An 18,551-nucleotide genomic window follows, 5' to 3' on the forward strand; every position below is an offset into this window, starting at 1 on the left:
GCCGGCAACATCGTTCCGCGCTGATTGCAATCCAGGCCAGGAATGGCTGCGCCCCGATCGCTTTGCGGGATGGGAAGCAGCCTGAATCTCTCCGGCCTTCATTTCCCGCAGTGATGATCGTTGATCTTGTTCGTCGCGTTCGCGTCCGGGCTCACCCTGTCGTAGGAGCAGGCGCCGGCGGCGGTCGTGAACAGCTGCTGGTCGTAATAGCGCGGGCCACCGAACAGGAAGCCGATGAGATCGTCATCGGCGGGAACGTAGCGTTCGGACCCGGCCTGGCCGTAGTATTGGCTCTGAGTGTGGTGATGCCGGTGGTGGTGGTGCTTGGCTCCGGCAAGTGCCGGCGCGGACACGCCACAGGCCATCGCCAGGGCAAGAGCGCAGATCGCAAAGCGTTTCGTCGTCATCGGCAACACCCTTCTGGCCATTCGCATTCCTATATAGGCAAAATCACCAGCCGAACAAAGGTTCCCGGGCAGCGGTTTACCTGTCCCGCGATTTGCCGTCCGCCGGGGCGAACTGCACAGCGTATCAGAAAATCGAAATTGCCCCTTCCGCCCCGAGCCGCAATGGTCTTCAGGGAGGCAGCCGGCTCAGGGCTGTGGAGGAAACGCCGGAGCGGCAATGCCGCTCGGGCAAGCTGCCGCTTGACGCTGGCAGCGAGGGAGGAATGAAATTGGCTGGTTCGGGCAAATCCGACGGCGCGCGCATGGGCATCAAGATGTCCCAGGAGCTCGTCGTCGTCGCGATCTCGGTCATCCTCTTCCTCGCCTTCTCCGCGACGCTCAACAATTTCCTGACCCAGGGCAACATCATTGCCATCCTCAAGAACGTCTCGATCCTCGGCACGCTGGCGGTCGGCATGGGCTTCATCGTCGTCGGCCGCGGCATTGACCTCACCATGGTGGCGGTGATGGTGGTCGGCGTCGCCTTCTCGATCTGGATTTCCACCTGGGGCGTGGACTTCACGCTGGCCGTGGTCTGCGGCGCCCTTCTTGCAGCGGCCATCGGCCTGTTCACCGGCATCATGGTGGCGATTGCCGAAATCCCGCCGATCTTCGCCACGCTTGCCATCGCCTCCTCGGTCTACGGTTCGGGCCGCATCGTCTTTGCCTCCGACGTGCTCTATGCGCCATCAAACATCGCCTGGCTGAAATTCATCGGCAGCGGCACCATCCTCGGCATCCCGATGGTCGTGATCATCTTCGCGGCGGTGGCGGCGCTGATGGGCTTCTTCCTGCGCAAGACCCGCTTCGGACGGCTGGTCTATGCCACCGGCGACAATCCGAACGCGGCCCGCACTACCGGCTTGCCGACGCGCCCGATCATCGTGACGCAATATGTGCTGAGCGCGCTGATCGCCTTTACCGCCGGCATCATCATGCTGGGCCTGGTCACCGGCATCGACACGCGCCTCTACAATTCCAGCCTGATCTACGACGTGCTTTTGGTCGTGGTGCTGGGCGGCATCGGCCTCTCCGGCGGCCAGGGCGGCGTGCGCAACGTCATCGTCGGCACCATCCTGGTCGGCATCCTGACCAACGGCATGACGATCCTCAACTTCAGCTACACCAGCCAGAACCTGATCAAGAGCGTGATCCTGCTGGGTGCGCTGGCGATCGACGCCATCATCAATCCGCGCGACGAGCAGACCTCGCAGAGCGGCGATATCTGAAAAACATCAAGCCGAAACATCAATCAGGGAGGAAACCATGAAGTTGTTCAAGAACTGCCTTTTCGCGGGCCTGACGGCGCTCACGCTGCTCAGCGCCGCGAACGTCACCACCGCGCAGGAAACCGACCAGGTCGGGCGTGCGCCCTATCTGGAATCGCTCAAGGGCAAGAAGGTGATCTTCGTGCCGATCTCGCAAGGCATGGACCTCAACCAGTCCTGGGTGGTGGTATGGCAGCGCCATGCCGCCCGCTACGGTTTCAGCATCGAAGTGCGCGACCCCAATGGCGACACCAATGCCGGCATCCGCGCCATGCAGGGCGCCATCGCGGAGAAGCCGGACCTGATCATCGTGCAGAACCCCGACGTGCAGACCTATGCCCGCCTGCTGAAGCAGGCGCAGGCCGCCGGCATCAAGGTGCTGCAGGTCAACATGCAGTCGGCGACCCAGACCGACTCCTATGTCGGCAATGACTGGATCGAGATGGGCCGTCTCGAAATGGGCGAACTGGCCAAGCACTGCACCGGGCCGAATGCCGTATCGCACAAGGTGGTCTGGCTTGCCGGCGTCCAGACGGGTGCGGCCAACATCTACATGCGCACCGGCATCGATGAGGTGCTGAAGGCCAATCCCGAACTGCAGCTCGTCTCCGACCAGCCGGCCGACTACATGAGCGAAAAGGCCCGCCAGATCACCGAGACGGTCCTCCAGCAGCATCCGGACCTGTGCGGCATCATGGGCATCTGGGACAACGCCGAAGTCGGCGCCGGTGCCGCCGTCGCGGCCGCCGGCAAGCAGGACCAGGTGACCATCGTCACCAATGGCGCCGGCAGCGCCACTGGCTGCGAGAGCATCAAGAACGGCCTGCTCGATGTGATCTTCAACTTCAACTCGCCCATCCAGGCGGAGATCGCGGCGCAGCAGATTTCGGAACTGCTGCAGCATCCCGAGCGGCAGGCGGGCAGCGAGAAGACCATCTTCTTCGGCCCGATCACCCGCGTCGACAAGACCAACGCCACCGGCAGGAACTGCTGGAAGCTGGACGAGCTCAAGTAACGGACTGTTCTGATGAGCATGGCCGAAAGCTTTGTGCGCTGGCGCTACCGCCTGCTCCCCGACCACGTGGTCGGGGAGATCCTGACCAAGAAGTGGATCGACAGCGTCATCCCCTTCACGGCGCTGATCATTCTGTGCGCGATCTTCGGCTCGATCGTGCCGGGCTTCTGGAGCGTCGCGACGCTGACCAATCTCAGCGGCCAGACCGCTGAGCTCGGCCTGGTCGTGCTCGGCATGACCATCGTCATGGTCTCGGGCGGCATCGACCTGTCGGTCGGTTCGACCTTCGCCCTGGCCGTCCTGGTGACGCTCTACGGCATGAATGTCGGGCAATGGAGTTTCGGCACCGGCCTGCTGGCCTGCCTCGGGCTTGGCATCGTCTGCGGCGCCATCAACGGCTTCCTGGTCGGCTTCCTGCGCATGCGGGCCTTCCTGACCACGCTGGTGACGCTCATCATCTACCGCTCGACCTTCGACGTCATCTTCCCGCAGGTCTCGACGCCGATCGTCACCAGCGGGCCGGATTCCCCGATCTATGATTTTCTCGGCTTCGGCACGATCTGGGGCGTACCGACCTCCTTCGTCGTCTTCGTGGTCATCGCGCTGGTGATCCATCTGGTGCTTTCGCGCGCCCGCTATGGCTGGCGGCTGTTCGCGGTCGGCGGCGCGCGCCGTTCCGCCTACAATGCCGGCATCAATGTGCGCTTCACCCTGTTCAGCGCCTACGTGCTGTGCTCGGTGCTGGTCGCGCTCTCCGGCTTCTTCTTCTCGGCCCGCATCGGCAGTGCCGCTTCCGATATCGGCACCGGGCTCGAACTGCAGGTGCTGACCGCGACGGTGCTCGGCGGCATCTCGCTTGGCGGCGGGCGCGGCTCGGTGGCCAAGGCGCTGATGGGAACGATCTTCGTGCTCGTCCTGTCGAACAGCCTGCTCGCTCTGGCCGTTTCCGGCCCGGTCAACTACCTGATCCTCGGTCTCGTGCTGCTTTTCTCGGTCCTGCTCGACGTGCGCTGGGTGAAGAACCGCCACAAGATCCTGCGCAGCGTCTACATCTCGCCGACCTTCGCCAAGATGCGCGAGCCGATCTCGACCGCGCCGGGCACGCCGATAGCGGTGAACGACCGGCTGAAGGATGTCGGCGTCATCGGCCTTGGCGTCCTCGACGGCGCGGAGGATGTCATCTTCGACCGCCAGGACCGGCTCTACACCGGCACTCGCCAGGGCGACATACTGCGCTTCAAGCCGCCGCATTACACCGAGAGTGAAGTGTTCGCCCATATTGGCGGCTCGCCGCTCGGCATGGCCTTCGACCGCGACGACAATCTCGTCATCTGCGTCGCCGGCATGGGCCTCTACCGGGTCGCTCCGAATGGCGATGTGAAGCTGCTGACGGCCGAGACCAACCGTTCGCTGACATCAGTCGTCGACGATTCGACCATGAAGCTCGCCGACGATTGCGACATCCTTCCCGATGGCCGCATCGTCTTCTCCGAAGCCACCGTGCGCTTCGAGATGCACGACTGGTACGCCGATGCGCTGGAAAGCCGCGGCAATGGGCGCATCATCGTCCACGATCCGAAATCCGGCTCGACCCGCACGCTGCTGTCGAACCTGGTCTTCCCGAACGGCATCTGCACGGCCTTCGACGGCCAGTCCGTGCTGTTCGCCGAAAGCTGGGCCTGCCGCATCAGCCGCTACTATTTCGACGGCCCGAAGAAGGGCAAGGTCGAGCGCGTCATCGAGGGCCTGCCCGGCTATCCCGACAACATCAACCGCGCCTCGGACGGCACCTACTGGCTGGCCTTGATGGGCATGCGCACGCCGGCGCTCGACCTGTCGCTGGAAATGCCGGGCTTTCGTCGCCGCATGGCGCGGCGCGTTTCGGAAGATGCCTGGCTTATGCCCAACCTCAACACCGGTTGCGTGCTGCGCTTCGACGAAAAGGGCCAGATCCTCGAAAGCCTCTGGGACCGCGCCGGCGAGAAGCATCCGATGATCACCTCGATGCGCGAACACAAGGGCGTGCTTTATCTCTGCGGCATCTTCAACAACCGCATGGGCACGCTGCCGCTCAAGGGCGTCGATCCCAACTGGTTCAGCTCGGATTCCTACTGGGGCAAAAAGGCATGAGCGCCGTGAGCCAGCTTTTCGACCGTTTTCTCGGCCGTGGCGACTGGGCGGTGACGGTGCCGACGCTTGACGGCCCCTTGCTGCCCAACCAGGGCCTCGAGGAAGCCGAGACCTTCGCCAGCCTCGCCGAGGCCGACAATCTCGTGCGCACCGACAAGGGCGTGCTGGCGAGCAGCGCCGCCTCGCTGGTGCGTTTTGGCACCGACGGCCATGCGGAGGTGTTGCAGGAATTCCCCGGTGAGATCACGGCACTTGCCCATGCGCGCGGCATGACCGCGCTGGCGATCGACGGCAAGGGTGTCGTCATTCGAGGCGGCCTGCATGACGGGCGCGAAGCAACAGGCGACGAAGCGCGGCGGCTCTCCTGCATCACCGCCCTCACCTTCCTCGACAGCAACAGCCTGCTGATCGCCAATGGCTCGGCATCGGTACCCGCGACCGGCTGGCGCCGCGACCTGATGCAGAAGAACGCTTCCGGTTCGCTCTGGCGTCTCGATCTCAAGAGCGGCCGGCTGGAATTGATCCGTGACGGCCTCGCCTGGCCGGCCGGCATCGCCACCACCGGCTCGAACCGCATCTACGTCACCGAAGCCTGGCGTCATCGCGTGCTGGCCATCGACCTCGCCACCAGGGCGACAATGCCGGTTCTGGAACACCTCCCGGCCTATCCCGCGCGCATCGCCCCCGCCTTCAATGCCGGCTACTGGCTGACCTTCTATTCCGTTCGCAACCAGCTGGTGGAGTTCATCCTGCGCGAGGAGGCCTACCGCAAGCGAATGCTGGCCGAGGTCCCCGAAGCCTATTGGATGGCGCCGTCGCTGAGTTCATGGCGCGACTACCGCGAACCGATGCAGGGCAGCCAGCTCAAGCAGATGAATGTGCTGAAGCCCTACGCCGTCACCCGATCCTACGGGCTGGTGGTGCACTGCGACCAGAACATGAAGCCGCTGTCGAGTTTCCATTCGCGCGCCGACGGCACGGTGCACGGCACCGTGAGCGCCTGCGAGGCGGGTGATGACCTGCTGGTCGCCTCGCGCGGCGGCTCGAGGGTGGTGCGCGTGGCCGGCGCCGCCGGTGGCAAGCGGGGTTAAGCGATGTCGGATAACATCATCGAACTCAGGGACGCCACCAAGGCCTTCTCGCGCATTCCTGCCTTCAAGAATGTCAATTTCGACCTGCGCAAGGGCGAGATCCACGCACTGCTCGGCGAAAACGGCGCCGGCAAGTCGACGCTGACCAAGGTGATGGCGGGCGTGTTCAAGCTGACCGAGGGCAAGATGACCTTCGACGGCAAGGACGTGTCCTTCGCCACGCCCGCAGAAGCGCTGCGCGCCGGCATTGCCATGGTGTTCCAGGAGACCAATCTGGTGCCGGCCATGACCGTGGCGCAGAACCTCTATCTCGGCGAAGAGAAGATGTTCAACCGGCTGCGCGGCCTCTACATCCAGGCGCGCCAGTTCCTCGCCGGCATGGGCTTCCAGGTCGACCCGACCGCGCAGGTCAGCACGCTTGGCGCGGCGCACAAGCAGATGGTGGAGATCGCGCGCGCCGTCCACCACAAGGCCCGCGTCATCATCTTCGACGAACCGACCGCGACGCTGACGCCCGAGGAAAAGAGCCACTTCTTCAACCTGCTGCAGCGCCTGGTCAAGGAAGGCATCGCCCTCATCTTCATCAGCCACGCGCTGGAAGAGGCGCTTGATGTCGCCGACCGCATCACCGTCATGCGCGATGGCGAGATCGTCGCTTCCGGAGACGCCAAGGGCTTCACCCGCGCCACCATCGTGCAGGCGATGGTCGGCCGCACCCTGACTGAAACGCTGCATGGCGAGGTCAAGCGCGCGGCGCGGCCCTATGGCGACAAGGTGCTTTCGGTCGAGAACCTGTCCTGTGCCGGCCTGGTGCGCAACTCGTCCTTCTCGGTCTTTTCGGGCCAGGTCACCGGCATGTTCGGTCTCGTCGGCGCCGGCCGCACGGAGATGGCCAAGGTCGTTGCCGGCCTGTTGAAGCGCAACATCTTCCATGGCGGCGAAATCCGCCTGCTCGGCAAGTCGGTGCGCTACCGCGTGCCAAGGCCGGCGGTGCGCGACGGCATCGTCTATGTCACCGAGGACCGCAAGCTCGACGGCTTCTTCGAGACCATGACGGCCGGCGAGAACCTTCAGGTGGGCGAACTCACCGAGGGCGCCAACCCGGTCTCGATGGTCTCGCTGGCGCGTGCCAGGCAGCTTGCCCGCGAATGGGGCGAGCGCCTCAGCCTGCGGCAGACCAGCGACCGCGCCCGGATGATCGAACTCTCCGGCGGCAATCAGCAAAAGGTCGTGATCGCCAAGTCGCTGATCCAGAAGCCGAAACTGGTGATCTTCGACGAGCCGACGCGCGGCGTCGACGTCGGCGCCATCGTCGAGATCCACCAGCTCATCAGCGATCTCGCCGACCAGGGCATGGCCGTCGTCGTCATCTCTTCCTATCTGCCTGAAATCCTTGCCGTTTCCGACCGTATCCTGGTCGTCAAGCGCGGCCGCGTGGTCGAGGAGATGATGCTGTCGGAAGCGACCGAGGAACGCGTCATGTTCGCCGCCGTCCACTGAGCCCCGGTTGCAGGGGAATATCTTTGCTGGCTAAGCCAGGACCAATGCCTGGCCAGGCCTATTGCCTTGCAATCGGTTCCGCGTCTGAATAGGTCAGGAGGTCAGATCACCTGCCCGAGCGGACATGTCCAGCATCAACCTCAAACTTCTGCAGACGTTCCTGCTTGCCGCCGAAAACGGCAGCTTCCGTCGTGCCGCCGAAGAGAGCAACCGCTCGCCATCGGCGGTGTCCATGCAGATCCGCGACCTCGAGGAGCAGATCGGCATCTCGCTCTTCATCCGCACCGCGCAGCGCGCCAGCTTGACGCCGGAAGGCCAGGTCCTGTTCGAGGAGATCGCCAATGCGATGTCGCAGGTGCAGACCAGCCTCGACCGGCTGACCGAGATCGCCGCGCGGCGCAAGGGCAAGGTGCAGATCGCCTGTGCCCCGACGCTTGCCGCGAGCCGGCTGGGCGACATATTGGCCACCTTCAAGCTGCGCTATCCCCGCTCGGTCGTCGAGGTCATCGAGACCCCGCCGCAGGCGGCCCTTGCCCTGTTGCAGCAGCAGGAGGTCGAGTTCTATATCGGCCCCGAACTGCCCAACCTGACCGACTTCCAGTTCGAATCCATCCTCGACGATCCGCTGATGGCCTGCATTCCCACCGAAATATACGGCGGCGAAAAGAAGCTGCTGCTCTCCGACCTGCTGCGCTATCCGCTGATCCTGCTCAACCGCAAGACGGCGGTGCGCGGTCTCGTCGACCGGCTGACGGCGGCCGAAGGCATCGAACTCAAGCCGCAATACGAGGTCGAGAGCGCGCAGACCGCCGTGGCGCTCGCCTCCTCCGGACTGGGCGTGTGCGTTGTGCCCGGCATCGCCATCTCGCGCAATGACGAGCGCATGCGCGTCGTGCCGATCGACCACCGCGACGCCCACCGCTCCGTCGGCATCATCACCGCGCGCGGCTACGTGCACCATAGCTTCTCGGAGCAGCTGATGAACCTCATCCGCACCAATCTGCGCGAACTGGCGCATTGATTGTTCGCGGTGCTTCGCAGATTGGCGTAACCGGCCCTATCCTTCGTCATCCTAGGGCGAAGCAAGGAGCGAAGCGACGCGGCGCAGACCCTAGGATCCATTCCGTGAGGTCGATCGGAAAATGCAGCGTTTCAGGATAGAAGGCGCTCGTTTTGACAGCTAACGTCAATCCATGACCGGTTATGTCTATATGACCTCCAGCAAGAAGCGCGGCACGATCTATATCGGCGTCACCAATGATCTTGGCCGCCGCATGCCCGAACATAAGTCCGGTCAAGGCTCAGGCTTTACCAGTCGTTACGGCGTTCAGCGGCTGGTCTGGTATGAGGAATATTTCGATATCACCGATGCTATTCAGCGAGAAAAATCGCTGAAGCGCTGGTCAAGACAGTGGAAGATTGAGCTCATCGAGAAAGCGAATCCGGATTGGTTTGAGCTTTTCCGCGGAACCGGCTGGTGAGCGTTCTGCACCGTTGCAACGCTTTGACGTCACGGAATGGATCCTAGGGTCTGCGCGCGTCGCTTCGCTCCTTGCTTCGCCCTAGGATGACGAAGTGTTGGGGGGCGCACCCACCGTTCGCAGGCCGCCCTCACCTGAATATCGGCATACCCTCAGTCGGTCTGGATCCAGACGGCCTTGGTCTCCAGATACTCATGCAGGTGCTCGATGCCGCCCTCGCGGCCGTAGCCGGACATCTTCATGCCGCCGAACGGCACGGCGGGGTCGATGGCGTGGTACATGTTGACCCAGACCGAGCCGGCCTTGACGCGGCGAGCCAGCTTGTGCGCGGTGCCGAGATGGGTGGTGAAGATGCCGGCGGCCAGCCCATAAGGCGTCGCATTGGCGCGCGTGACCGCTTCGTCGAGCGTGTCGAAAGGCATCGCGGAGATGACCGGCCCGAAAATCTCCTCGCGCGCGATGGTCATCTTGTCCGAGACCGCACCGAAGACCGTCGGTGCGATGAAATTGCCGCCGTCGTAGAGCTCGCCCGTCAGCCGCGATCCGCCGGCGACCAGTTCTGCGCCCTCGTCGCTGCCGGCCTTGATGTAGCCCTCCACCTTGCCGGCCTGCCTGGCATTGATCAGCGGGCCGATTTCGGTCTCCGCCTCGATGCCGTGGCCTATGCGCAATTTGCTGGCGAACTCGGCCACCCGGCGCACGAATTCGTCGTGGATCTCGCGCGCCACGAACAGCCGCGAGCCGGCAATACAGATCTGGCCCGAATGCACGAACACCGCCATCGCGGCGACCGGGACGGCCTTGTCGATGTCGGCGTCGCGGCAGACGATGATCGGCGACTTGCCGCCGAGCTCAAGCGAAACGCGCTTGAGATTGGTGACCCCTGCCCGCGCGATCGCTTGTCCGGTCAGCGTCGAGCCGGTGAAGACGATCTTGTTGACGTCTGGATGTTCGGCCAGCCGCGCGCCGGCCTCGGCCCCGGTGCCGGTGACGATGTTGACGACGCCATCGGGCACGCCGGCTTCCTGCATAAGCCTGGCGATCAGCAACGGCGTCAGCGATGCGTCCTCGGAGGGCTTCAGCACGATGGTGCAGCCGGTGGCGAGCGCCGGCGCGATCTTCCAGATCGAGGCGGCGGTCGGCGCGTTCCAGGGAATGATTGCTCCGACGACGCCGACCGGCTCGCGCCTTGTGAAGGAGACGATCTCACCGGGAATGGAATTGTCGATGGATTCACCATGCAGCGCCGTCGCCATGCCGGCATAGAAGCGCAGCATGCCGATGACGCGGCGCCGGTTGGCCAGCGTGCGCGTGATCGGCAGGCCCATGTCGAGCGTGTCGGAAACGCTGAGCTCTTCCCAATGCGTCTCGAACAGATCGGCGATGCGCAACAGCACGCACTGCCGCTCGTAGGGCGAGAATTTTGACCAAGGTCCTTCGAAGGCAGCGCGTGCCGCCTTGACCGCGGCATCTATGTCGGCCGCGCCGCCGCGCGGCACCGTCGCCAGCACCTCGCCCGTTGCCGGGTTGAGCGCCTGCATTTCCTGGCCGGACTGTGCCGCGACCCACTTGCCGCCGATGAACATCGGCCGGAATTCGCCATGGTAGAGCGTCGTGGCCTTCGCCCTCGGGTCGAAATTCAGCGTCATCGCGTCCTCCTCACGAATTCCGTGGCGACTATTACTCCCGCTGCCGGCGACCTCAAACAAGGAAAGCTAAAAGGGCGTTCAGATAATCGGACTGTGCAATCACAGCGACTTCCCCGATGGTGCCGGCAACGGAGGAACAGATATGAGACTTGCTGGCAAGGTCGCCATCGTCACCGGTGGCGGTTCGGGATTTGGCGAAGGCATCGTCAGGAAATTCGTCGCCGAGGGCGCGCTGGTCGTGCTGATGGACCGTGACGAGGCGGCAGCGGCCAGGGTCGCGGGCGAGATCGGCGAAAAGGTGCGGCCGATCACCGGTGACGTCTCGACACTGCAAAGCTTCGAGGCGGCCGCCGACCTCGCCCGGTCGGCCTTTGGCGGCCTCGACATACTGGTCAACAATGCCGGCGTCGCCCAGCCGCCTCTGCCGCTGGAGACGATGGACGAAAACCTGTTCGACAGGATCGCCAACGTCAACATGCGCTCGATCTACAACGGCGCCCGCGCCGTGGTTCCGCATTTCAAATCCATGAAGTCGGGCGCGATCCTCAACGTCGCCTCCACCGGCGGCGTCTCGCCGCGCCCGAACCTCACCTGGTACAACGCCTCCAAGGGCTGGGCGATCGCCGCAACGCGGGCCATGGCGGTGGAACTCGCCCCCTTCGGCATCCGCGTCAACGCCATCAACCCGGTCGCCGGCGACACGCCGCTTCTGTCGACCTTCATCGGCTCCGGCGAGGAGAACCGCGCCCGCGTCGTCGCCACCATCCCGATCGGCCGTCTGTCGACGCCTCAGGACATGGGCAATGCCGCCGCCTTCCTGTGCTCGGACGAGGCCAGCATGATCACCGGCGTCGACCTCAACGTCGATGGCGGCAAGTGCATCTGAAAAACTGTTGCCCGTGAGGTTTTGGCGATGAAGGATATCTACGAAATCGCCGTGGTGCATGGCGACGGCATCGGTCCGGAAGTCTGCGCCGCCACGATCGAGGTGGTGAAGGCCGCACTCGGGCGCGACAGCCCGCTGCGCTTCAGCGAATATCCGGCCGGCGCCGAGCACTTCCTGAAGACCGGCCAGAGCTTTCCCGAACCGACCTTCCAGGCCTGCCGGGCGGCGGATGCCATCCTGCATGGCGCCGGCGGCCTGCCCGGCGTCGTCCATCCCGACGGCACCGAAGCGGGGCTGGATTTCACGCTCAAGCTGCGCTTCGAGCTCGACCTCTACGCCAACATCCGCCCCATCAGGCTCTTCGAGGGCGTGGAGAGCCCCTTGCGCGGCGTGAAGGCCGGCGACATCGACTACATCATCCTGCGCGAGAACAGCGAAGGGCTCTACGCCGCGCGTGGCTCGGGCGCGCTGCTGCGCGGCGAGGTCGCGGTCGATACGCTGGTGCAGACCCGTACCGGCATCGAACGTATCGTCCGCAAGGCCTTCGAACTGGCGCGCCAGTCGGGCGGCGCACCGCGCGACGGTGTGCGCCGGGTGACTTGCTGCGACAAGGCCAACGTGCTGCGCAGCTATGCCTTCTTCCGCTCCGTCTTCGACGAGGTGGCGAAGGACTATCCCGACATCGCGACCGAATATGCGCTGGTCGACGCCATGGCCATGCACCTCGTGCTGAAGCCAGGCCACTTCAATGTCATCGTCAGCGAGAACATGTTCGGCGACATCCTGTCCGACCTTGCCGCCGCCACCGTCGGCGGCATGGGCATGGCGCCCTCGGCCGAGATCGGCGACGCCAACGGCTTCTTCCAGGCAGCACACGGCTCGGCGCCCGACATTGCCGGCAAGGGCATCGCCAATCCCTATGGCACCATCCTGTCGGCCGCCTCCATGCTCGACTGGCTCGGCCACAAGCATGGCGACGCGAAGCTCAACCACGCAGCCGAGCGCATCCGAAGCGTGACGGAAGCCTGCCTTGCCGGCGGCCTGCTCAGCGCCGACCTGAAAGGCAGCGCGTCCACCCGCCAGATAACCCATTCCGTCTGCGACCGGCTCGCGGCCGCGGCGTGAGGTATCACGCCAAAGCCGCTGGCCGGGGCAAGTTTCCGCCTGTTTTGCCAAAGCCGATCATATAGCCTTCGGCCAATGTCGAATGAGGCTGAGATGACGAAGCTGAAGATCAATCTGATTGGGCCCGGCAAGGTCGGCCAGACCCTCATGCGCCGGATCGTCCTGGCCGGCGGGCACGAGGTTCAGGACATTGCCGGCCGCGGCGCGGAAACTGCCTCCCGGGCGGTTGAATTCATCGGCGCGGGAACCGCGGTTTCCGGGCTTGCCGACATGCGACCGGCCGACCTCTGGTTCCTCACCGTGTCGGACACGCGGATCGCGGACGTGGCGGCCCGTCTTGCGGAACTGGCCCCGGCCAGTCCCTCCATCGCCGTGCATTGCAGCGGCTTCCTGCCGGCGGCCGAGATGCAGCCCTTGCGTGCCCTTGGCTGGCATCTGGCAAGCGTCCATCCCGTGCTGACATTCGCCGATCCGGCAAGGGCTGTCGGACAGTTCGAAGGGACACTTTGCGGCGTCGAAGGCGATGCCGAGGCTGTCAGGGCTGTCGATGCACTGATACGCGGCATTGGCGGCCAGCCGTTTCCGCTCAGCTCGCAATACAAGGCGATCTACCACGCGGCTGCCGTGTTCTCGAACAACTTCACCGTGGTGCTGCAGGCGGTGGCGCGGGAAGCCTGGGCGCGCGCCGGCGTTCCACAGGAAATCGCCGGGCAACTGAATGCGCGCCTGCTTGCCGCCACGGCCGAGAATGTCGGAAGGCTGGGGCCGGCCGCGGCGCTGACCGGACCGGCGGCGCGCGGCGATCTCGCGATCGTCGCGCAACAGGAGGCGGCGGTGCGCTCATGGCATCCGGACGCCGGCAAGGCCTATGCCGAGCTCAGCCTCCTTGCCGGCCGCCTCAAGCGGACCGGCACGACGCTCGAAACAAGCGGAGTTTGAGATGGGCGCTCTCGCGCGCAAGGTTTCAGTCGACGATTTCCGCACCCTTGCCCGCCGCCGCCTGCCGAAGTCGATCTTCGAATTCGTCGATGGCGGGGCAGGACAGGAATTGACGCTCCGCGCCAACCGCGCCGATTTCGAGCGTATCCGGCTGCTGCCACGCGTGCTGACCGACGTATCGCGGCCGGACCTGACCACATCGCTGTGGTCGCAAACCTTCGCCACACCACTGGTGATCAGCCCGATGGGTTCATGCGCGCTGGTATGGCCGCAAGCCGACATCGCCATCGCCAGGGCAGCGACCGCGCGCGGCATTCCCTACACGCTGTCCACCATGTCGACGACCAGCATCGAGCGCATGGCCAGGGCCGTGCAGGGACCGCTCTGGTTCCAGCTCTATGTGCTCAGGGAATTCGACTTCAACCGCGAGCTTGTGCGGCGGGCGGAAGAATTCGGCTATTCGACGCTGGTGGTGACCGTCGACCTGCAGGCCGGGGGAAAACGCGAAAAGGATCTCAGGAACGGCATATCGATCCCGCTGCGCCCCTCGCCTCGCCATCTCTGGGAAGGCATGCTTCATCCCGGCTGGTCGCTGCGCCTGCTGCGCGGCGGGCTGCCTCAGTTCGAGAACGTTCGCGGTTATCTTGGCGACACCAGCGCCGGGTTGACCATCGCCGCGCGTGTCGGCCGCAATCTCCACGCCGGTTTCGACTGGGACGATTTCCGCCGGATCCGCGACTGGTGGAAGGGCCGGCTGCTGGTAAAGGGCGTCCTGCACCCCGCCGATGCCGCTGGCTTGGTGGCGGCCGGCGCCGACGGCATCTGGGTCTCCAACCATGGCGGCCGCCAGCTCGACAGCGCCATATCAAGCATCGATGCGCTGCCCGCCATCCGCCAGGCGGTGGCGGCCGAGGTTCCGATCCTGATCGATTCCGGCATCCGAACCGGAATGGACGTCATCAAGGCCAGGGCGCGCGGCGCTGCCGCCTCAGCGATCGGCCGAGCCGCCCTGTTCGGAGCGGCGGCCGGCGAAGCCGGCGTGGCCAGGGTGCTCGACATCCTGCTGGACGACATCGCCAACGGCCTGAAGCTCGCGGGCACGCCGGCGTTCAGCCAGATCGGTCCCGACCTTATCGCGTGAGACGGCCGCGCATCGGCAGGCAGGACCGGTGGGCGCGATCGCTGCCGCCTTGGACCAAGCCCAGCCCATTGCTGACGCTGCAAATCCGTTAGTCCAATCTGGACCAAATTGCCGTCATCGCACCCATCATCATTCTGTAGCGTAGCCGTCATGCCGTTCAAACGGTTGTGGGAGGAAATCATGGAGACGCCAGCCGTTCTGACGGTCAGAGGCCTGCGGAAATCTTTTGGAGGTGTCCAGGCTCTGAAAGGCGTCGACTTCGATCTCGAAGCCGGTGAGATCCATGCGCTGTGTGGCGAGAACGGTGCCGGCAAGAGCACGCTGGTGCGGATGATCGCCGGGCTGATGAGCCCGGACGAAGGAGAAATCCGCGTCGATGGCAATCTGCTCAAGCCGGGGCAACTGACCAGCGTCAGGCAGGTCTCGGTCGTCTACCAGGAACTGTCGATCATTCCGCATCTGTCCGTTCTGGACAACGTTCTTCTCGGCGATCCCGATGTCGGTCAGCTCTATATCCGCAAGCGCTATGCCGCCCGCGCGCGCCAGACCCTCGACCAGCTCGGCCTGGCCGAAGTGCCGCTCGATATCGAGGCCGGCCGCCTGGCAATCGCCGAGCAGCAGCTGCTCGAAATCTGCCGTGCCGTCATGCGGGGCGCCCGCATCCTGATCCTGGACGAGCCGACCGCGAGCCTTTCCGACGCAGAGATCCAGCGCGTCTTCAAGACGGTCCGCTGCCTGCGCGAAAACGGCACCGCCGTCATCTATATCAGCCATCGTCTGCCCGAGATCTTCGCGCTCACCGACCGCGTCACCGTGTTCCGCAATGGCCAGCGGGTTCTGACCAAACCCACGGCGCAGTGGACCAACGAGGAATTGGTCGCCGAGATGATCGGCCGGGAGATAAAATCCGCCCATTCGGTGCGTGACCGGGCCGATCTCCAGCAGGCCGCCAAGGTTCTTGAACTCAAGACGCTCGCGGTGGCCGGAAAATACCGGCCGGTGACGCTGGATTTCCGCGCTGGCGAAGTCGTCGGCGTCATCGGTCAGCTTGGATCGGGCGCCAATGCACTGATCGAGACGCTGGCAGGGTTGGAAAGCCGCCACGAAGGCACCGTGTTCCTGAATGGCGCCGCCATCGACGTCACCTCGCTGTCGTCGGCGATGGCCTGCCGCATTGCCTATGTCCCGGAAGATCGCGGCGGCAAGAGCCTGTTCCTCGGCGCGCCGATCGAGGTCAACCTCACATCGGCCATACTCGACCGCCTGAACCGCGCCGGCGTGCTTTCCCTGGGCGAGGCCCGCAAGCGGGCATTGGATCTCGCGCGCCGTTTCCAGATCGACGGCCGGCGGCTGCCGGCGGCGGCGTCGACGCTTTCGGGCGGCAACCAGCAGAAGGTCGCCATTGCCAAGTCCGTCGCGCTGGAGCCGAAAGTGCTTGTCCTCAACGAGCCGACGCGCGGCGTCGATGTTGGGGCGCGCACCGAAATCTACCGCGAGCTCCAGGCGCTTGCGCGCCAGGGGCTCGTCGTCCTGTTCTTCTCGACCGACCTCGAGGAAATCCGCGAACTGTCGCAGCGTGTGATCACCGTTTTCCGCGGCGAGATCGTCAACGATCTGCCGGTCGAGGAGACCGCCATGGACTCGATCCTGGGTGACGTCCTGCGCGGACCAGGCATGGCGAGGGCGGCATGAGCGTGGAAACGAGGACAGGAAGCGGAGGTTCCGGCTTGGCCGCTCTCGAGATGAAGTCGTTGGGCGCGGCATTGCTGAGCCCCGAGCGTGTGCAATCGACGGCCGTCTGGATCGGCACCATCCTTCTGGCCATCTGGGCCAGTGCCGCGGTGCCCGGCTTTGCGTCGAGCGCCAACATTTCGGCGATCATGTATTCGACATCGGCGGTCGGCATCGCCGCCGTCGGCATGGCGTTCATCACCCTCTCGGGCAACCTCTTCATGCTTTCGATGGGCGCCACGGCGGCTGTTTCGACGATCGTGTTTGCCTCCTTTCTTCATCTTGGTCTCCTCCCGAGCATCGTCGTGGTGGTGTTGGTCGGTGCCTTGTTCGGACTTGCCCAGGGCATTGCCGTGGGCGTCTTCAAGACAAACCCGATCATCACCACCATTGCGATGGCTTCAATCATCACCGGCGCCGGCTCGTTCTATTCGGGCGGCCTGACCATTGTCGGGCAAGGCGATGCGAGCTGGCTCGGCATCGGCCGCATGGCCGGCATCCCCAACCAGATCGTGCTGTTCCTGCTTGCGGCGCTCGTCTTCAGCTTCATCGTCGAGCGGACCCGTTTCGGCCGCGAATTGCGCCTGATCGGGCTCAATCCGAAGGCCGCGCATTTCACCGGCCTGCGCGTCGGACGAACCCTGGTGATCGCCTATGTGCTGGCGGCGGCGGCCGCCGCCTTTGCCGGTGCGCTCTACGGTTCGCAGGCCGCGCAGGGCAACCTCAAGCTCGGTGCCGGCCTGGATTTCGACGCCATCGCCGCCGTGCTCGTCGGCGGGGTGGCGATCAAGGGCGGCCAGGGCCGCATCCTCGACGCGGCCATCGGCGCGGTTTTCCTGGCCATCATCACCAACATCCTGCTGCTCAAGGGCCTGTCGCTGGAAATCCAGCTGATCGTGAAGGGCCTGGTCGTGATCGCCTCGGTCATCCTCGGCGCGCTGGCGCTCGGCGGGAGGAGATGACCATGGCCTCCCCAAGGAAGTCACAGCCCATGTCCACGGCCACCTTGCTGCGCATCGCGCTCCTGATCGCCCTGGTCGTCGCCTTCGCGCTGTGGAACCCGGCCTTTATCAGCGGGCGCAACATCTATGCGCTGACGCAGTCATTCGCGCTGCTCGGCCTGGTGGCGCTTGGCCTGTCGCTCACCATGATCGCCGGTGAATTCGACCTCAGCGTCGGCTCCATGGTCGCGGTCGGCGGCCTGCTGACGCTGGTCGCGGGCGGGAGCAATCTCGTCCATGGCATGGGTGTCGCCTTGGCCTTCGCGGTGGTGATCGGCGCGGCCAACGCCTTCGTCGTCAACCGCTTCAACGTATCCTCGCTGGTGGTCACCGTCGGGTCGATGATGGCGCTTTCGGGGTTTGCCTTCTGGCTTGCCGGCGGCAAGGTGATCAGCACCGACAATTTCGACCTGGGCTTTGCCCTCGACAATCCGATCCTGACGGTCCTCTCCTGGCGCAGCGTGATCACGCTGGCTGCCTTCCTCCTGGCCGGGCTGTTCATGCGCCACACGCTGATGGGCCGCGACATCCGCGTCATCGGCAGCAAGCGGCTGGTGGCGGCGGCGAGCGGGGCGAAGGTCGGGCTTTCGCTTTATATCGTCTTCATCGTCTCGGCCCTTTGCGCGGCCCTCGCAGGCAGCCTTCTGTCGATGAGCCTGGCCAGTGCTGCGGCGACCACCGGGAACAATCTCATGCTGCAGGCCGTGTCGGCTGCCATCGTCGGCGGCGTGGCCCTGTCGGGCGGAGCCGGCTCGCCGCTGCATGTGCTGATCGGCTCGCTGATCCTGACGGTGATGAACAACGGACTGAGTTTGATGGGCATGGGCGCGACGGGAATCCTGTTCGCGAACGGGCTCGTGCTGATGGGAATCGTGCTGCTCGACGGACAGTTGGGGGCATGGATGAGTGAACGGTTCGCGGCATCGCGGGCCAGGCATTCCGCTTAGAGTCGGATGATTTCAGATCAATCGATCTGAAATCTGAATCCGCCTCTAAATCAAAGAGATAGAGCATGATGTCGTCCGAAAACCGCTTCACACTTTTCGGCATCATGCTCTAGCGGAAGTAACCGACGAAACCCAGTTCTGCCTGCGCCGTGTTGGGCGGCGGGGATGGGTGAAGTGCAACCTGAAACGGGAGGAACGACG

The 18,551-nt window shown here is 64.6% G+C and carries 16 protein-coding genes; 14 read left to right on the forward strand and 2 right to left on the reverse strand.

Annotation, left to right across the window (positions count from 1 at the left end; all coding sequences use genetic code 11):
• Window positions 1-98 precede the first annotated feature (98 nt).
• Window positions 99-407, reverse strand: a complete 309-nt coding sequence (locus FJ977_RS21705; RefSeq protein ID WP_140774242.1) for a hypothetical protein — start codon at window positions 405-407, stop codon at window positions 99-101.
• A gap of 263 nt (window positions 408-670) precedes the next feature.
• Between FJ977_RS21705 and FJ977_RS21710 the strand changes: the two genes are divergently transcribed.
• From FJ977_RS21710 to FJ977_RS21740, 7 genes are all read left to right on the forward strand, one after another.
• Window positions 671-1,675 carry an ABC transporter permease gene (locus FJ977_RS21710; RefSeq protein ID WP_181180002.1) on the forward strand — a complete coding sequence of 335 codons (1,005 nt, stop codon included), beginning with the start codon at window positions 671-673 and terminating at the stop codon, window positions 1,673-1,675.
• Window positions 1,676-1,712: 37 nt separating this feature from the next.
• The gene (locus tag FJ977_RS21715) at window positions 1,713-2,729 is read left to right on the forward strand and encodes a sugar ABC transporter substrate-binding protein (protein WP_056570822.1); all 1,017 of its coding nucleotides are present in this window, start codon (window positions 1,713-1,715) and stop codon (window positions 2,727-2,729) included.
• Between the two features lie 12 nt (window positions 2,730-2,741).
• A complete protein-coding gene (locus tag FJ977_RS21720; protein ID WP_140774243.1) occupies window positions 2,742-4,859 on the forward strand; it encodes an SMP-30/gluconolactonase/LRE family protein in 2,118 nt (705 codons plus the stop codon).
• Entirely contained in the window at window positions 4,856-5,950 is a 1,095-nt protein-coding gene (locus tag FJ977_RS21725; RefSeq protein ID WP_140774244.1) for a strictosidine synthase, read from the forward strand. Before FJ977_RS21720 ends, FJ977_RS21725 begins: the two co-directional genes overlap by 4 nt.
• 3 nt (window positions 5,951-5,953) lie before the next feature.
• Window positions 5,954-7,450 (forward strand): sugar ABC transporter ATP-binding protein, encoded by a 1,497-nt coding sequence (locus FJ977_RS21730; protein ID WP_140774245.1) that lies wholly within the window; start codon window positions 5,954-5,956, stop codon window positions 7,448-7,450.
• A 124-nt stretch (window positions 7,451-7,574) separates the two neighbouring features.
• The gene (locus FJ977_RS21735; protein WP_140774246.1) at window positions 7,575-8,471 is read left to right on the forward strand and encodes a LysR family transcriptional regulator; all 897 of its coding nucleotides are present in this window, start codon (window positions 7,575-7,577) and stop codon (window positions 8,469-8,471) included.
• A gap of 172 nt (window positions 8,472-8,643) precedes the next feature.
• Complete coding sequence (locus FJ977_RS21740; RefSeq protein ID WP_140774247.1) at window positions 8,644-8,931, forward strand: GIY-YIG nuclease family protein; 288 nt, start codon at window positions 8,644-8,646, stop codon at window positions 8,929-8,931.
• Window positions 8,932-9,083: 152 nt separating this feature from the next.
• Here the strand turns inward: FJ977_RS21740 and FJ977_RS21745 are convergent, their stop codons facing one another.
• Window positions 9,084-10,580 carry an aldehyde dehydrogenase family protein gene (locus FJ977_RS21745; RefSeq protein ID WP_140774248.1) on the reverse strand — a complete coding sequence of 499 codons (1,497 nt, stop codon included), beginning with the start codon at window positions 10,578-10,580 and terminating at the stop codon, window positions 9,084-9,086.
• Between the two features lie 142 nt (window positions 10,581-10,722).
• On the opposite strand from FJ977_RS21745, the gene FJ977_RS21750 reads away from it, so the two are divergent.
• The 7 genes from FJ977_RS21750 to FJ977_RS21780 all read left to right on the forward strand — a co-directional run bounded on the left by FJ977_RS21750 (window position 10,723) and on the right by FJ977_RS21780 (window position 18,350).
• Complete coding sequence (locus FJ977_RS21750) at window positions 10,723-11,466, forward strand: glucose 1-dehydrogenase (protein ID WP_140774249.1); 744 nt, start codon at window positions 10,723-10,725, stop codon at window positions 11,464-11,466.
• Window positions 11,467-11,493: 27 nt separating this feature from the next.
• Entirely contained in the window at window positions 11,494-12,591 is a 1,098-nt protein-coding gene (locus FJ977_RS21755; RefSeq protein WP_140774250.1) for an isocitrate/isopropylmalate dehydrogenase family protein, read from the forward strand.
• A gap of 93 nt (window positions 12,592-12,684) precedes the next feature.
• The gene (locus FJ977_RS21760) at window positions 12,685-13,530 is read left to right on the forward strand and encodes a Rossmann-like and DUF2520 domain-containing protein (RefSeq protein ID WP_181180003.1); all 846 of its coding nucleotides are present in this window, start codon (window positions 12,685-12,687) and stop codon (window positions 13,528-13,530) included.
• Window position 13,531: 1 nt separating this feature from the next.
• A complete protein-coding gene (locus FJ977_RS21765) occupies window positions 13,532-14,671 on the forward strand; it encodes an alpha-hydroxy acid oxidase (RefSeq protein ID WP_140774252.1) in 1,140 nt (379 codons plus the stop codon).
• A 180-nt stretch (window positions 14,672-14,851) separates the two neighbouring features.
• Window positions 14,852-16,363: a sugar ABC transporter ATP-binding protein gene (locus FJ977_RS21770; protein WP_210243847.1), complete on the forward strand. Its 1,512-nt coding sequence runs from the start codon at window positions 14,852-14,854 to the stop codon at window positions 16,361-16,363.
• Between the two features lie 35 nt (window positions 16,364-16,398).
• Complete coding sequence (locus tag FJ977_RS21775; RefSeq protein ID WP_244735432.1) at window positions 16,399-17,364, forward strand: ABC transporter permease; 966 nt, start codon at window positions 16,399-16,401, stop codon at window positions 17,362-17,364.
• A 29-nt stretch (window positions 17,365-17,393) separates the two neighbouring features.
• Window positions 17,394-18,350 (forward strand): ABC transporter permease, encoded by a 957-nt coding sequence (locus FJ977_RS21780; protein ID WP_140774254.1) that lies wholly within the window; start codon window positions 17,394-17,396, stop codon window positions 18,348-18,350.
• Window positions 18,351-18,551 lie beyond the last annotated feature (201 nt).

Source organism: Mesorhizobium sp. B2-1-3A (assembly GCF_006442655.1).
In the GTDB taxonomy this organism is placed as follows: Bacteria; Pseudomonadota; Alphaproteobacteria; order Rhizobiales; family Rhizobiaceae; genus Mesorhizobium.

Excerpts from the sequence above, each read along its gene's own strand:
- FJ977_RS21735 (WP_140774246.1), top strand. The coding sequence starts at position 7,575 with ATGTCCAGCATCAACCTCAAACTTCTGCAGACGTTCCTGCTTGCCGCC.
- FJ977_RS21740 (WP_140774247.1), top strand. The coding sequence starts at position 8,644 with ATGACCGGTTATGTCTATATGACCTCCAGCAAGAAGCGCGGCACGATC.
- FJ977_RS21765 (WP_140774252.1), top strand. The coding sequence starts at position 13,532 with ATGGGCGCTCTCGCGCGCAAGGTTTCAGTCGACGATTTCCGCACCCTT.
- FJ977_RS21715 (WP_056570822.1), top strand. The coding sequence starts at position 1,713 with ATGAAGTTGTTCAAGAACTGCCTTTTCGCGGGCCTGACGGCGCTCACG.
- FJ977_RS21705 (WP_140774242.1), bottom strand. The coding sequence starts at position 407 with ATGACGACGAAACGCTTTGCGATCTGCGCTCTTGCCCTGGCGATGGCC.
- FJ977_RS21780 (WP_140774254.1), top strand. The coding sequence starts at position 17,394 with ATGTCCACGGCCACCTTGCTGCGCATCGCGCTCCTGATCGCCCTGGTC.
- FJ977_RS21745 (WP_140774248.1), bottom strand. The coding sequence starts at position 10,580 with ATGACGCTGAATTTCGACCCGAGGGCGAAGGCCACGACGCTCTACCAT.
- FJ977_RS21750 (WP_140774249.1), top strand. The coding sequence starts at position 10,723 with ATGAGACTTGCTGGCAAGGTCGCCATCGTCACCGGTGGCGGTTCGGGA.
- FJ977_RS21755 (WP_140774250.1), top strand. The coding sequence starts at position 11,494 with ATGAAGGATATCTACGAAATCGCCGTGGTGCATGGCGACGGCATCGGT.
- FJ977_RS21725 (WP_140774244.1), top strand. The coding sequence starts at position 4,856 with ATGAGCGCCGTGAGCCAGCTTTTCGACCGTTTTCTCGGCCGTGGCGAC.
- FJ977_RS21770 (WP_210243847.1), top strand. The coding sequence starts at position 14,852 with ATGGAGACGCCAGCCGTTCTGACGGTCAGAGGCCTGCGGAAATCTTTT.
- FJ977_RS21710 (WP_181180002.1), top strand. The coding sequence starts at position 671 with ATGAAATTGGCTGGTTCGGGCAAATCCGACGGCGCGCGCATGGGCATC.
- FJ977_RS21760 (WP_181180003.1), top strand. The coding sequence starts at position 12,685 with ATGACGAAGCTGAAGATCAATCTGATTGGGCCCGGCAAGGTCGGCCAG.
- FJ977_RS21720 (WP_140774243.1), top strand. The coding sequence starts at position 2,742 with ATGAGCATGGCCGAAAGCTTTGTGCGCTGGCGCTACCGCCTGCTCCCC.
- FJ977_RS21730 (WP_140774245.1), top strand. The coding sequence starts at position 5,954 with ATGTCGGATAACATCATCGAACTCAGGGACGCCACCAAGGCCTTCTCG.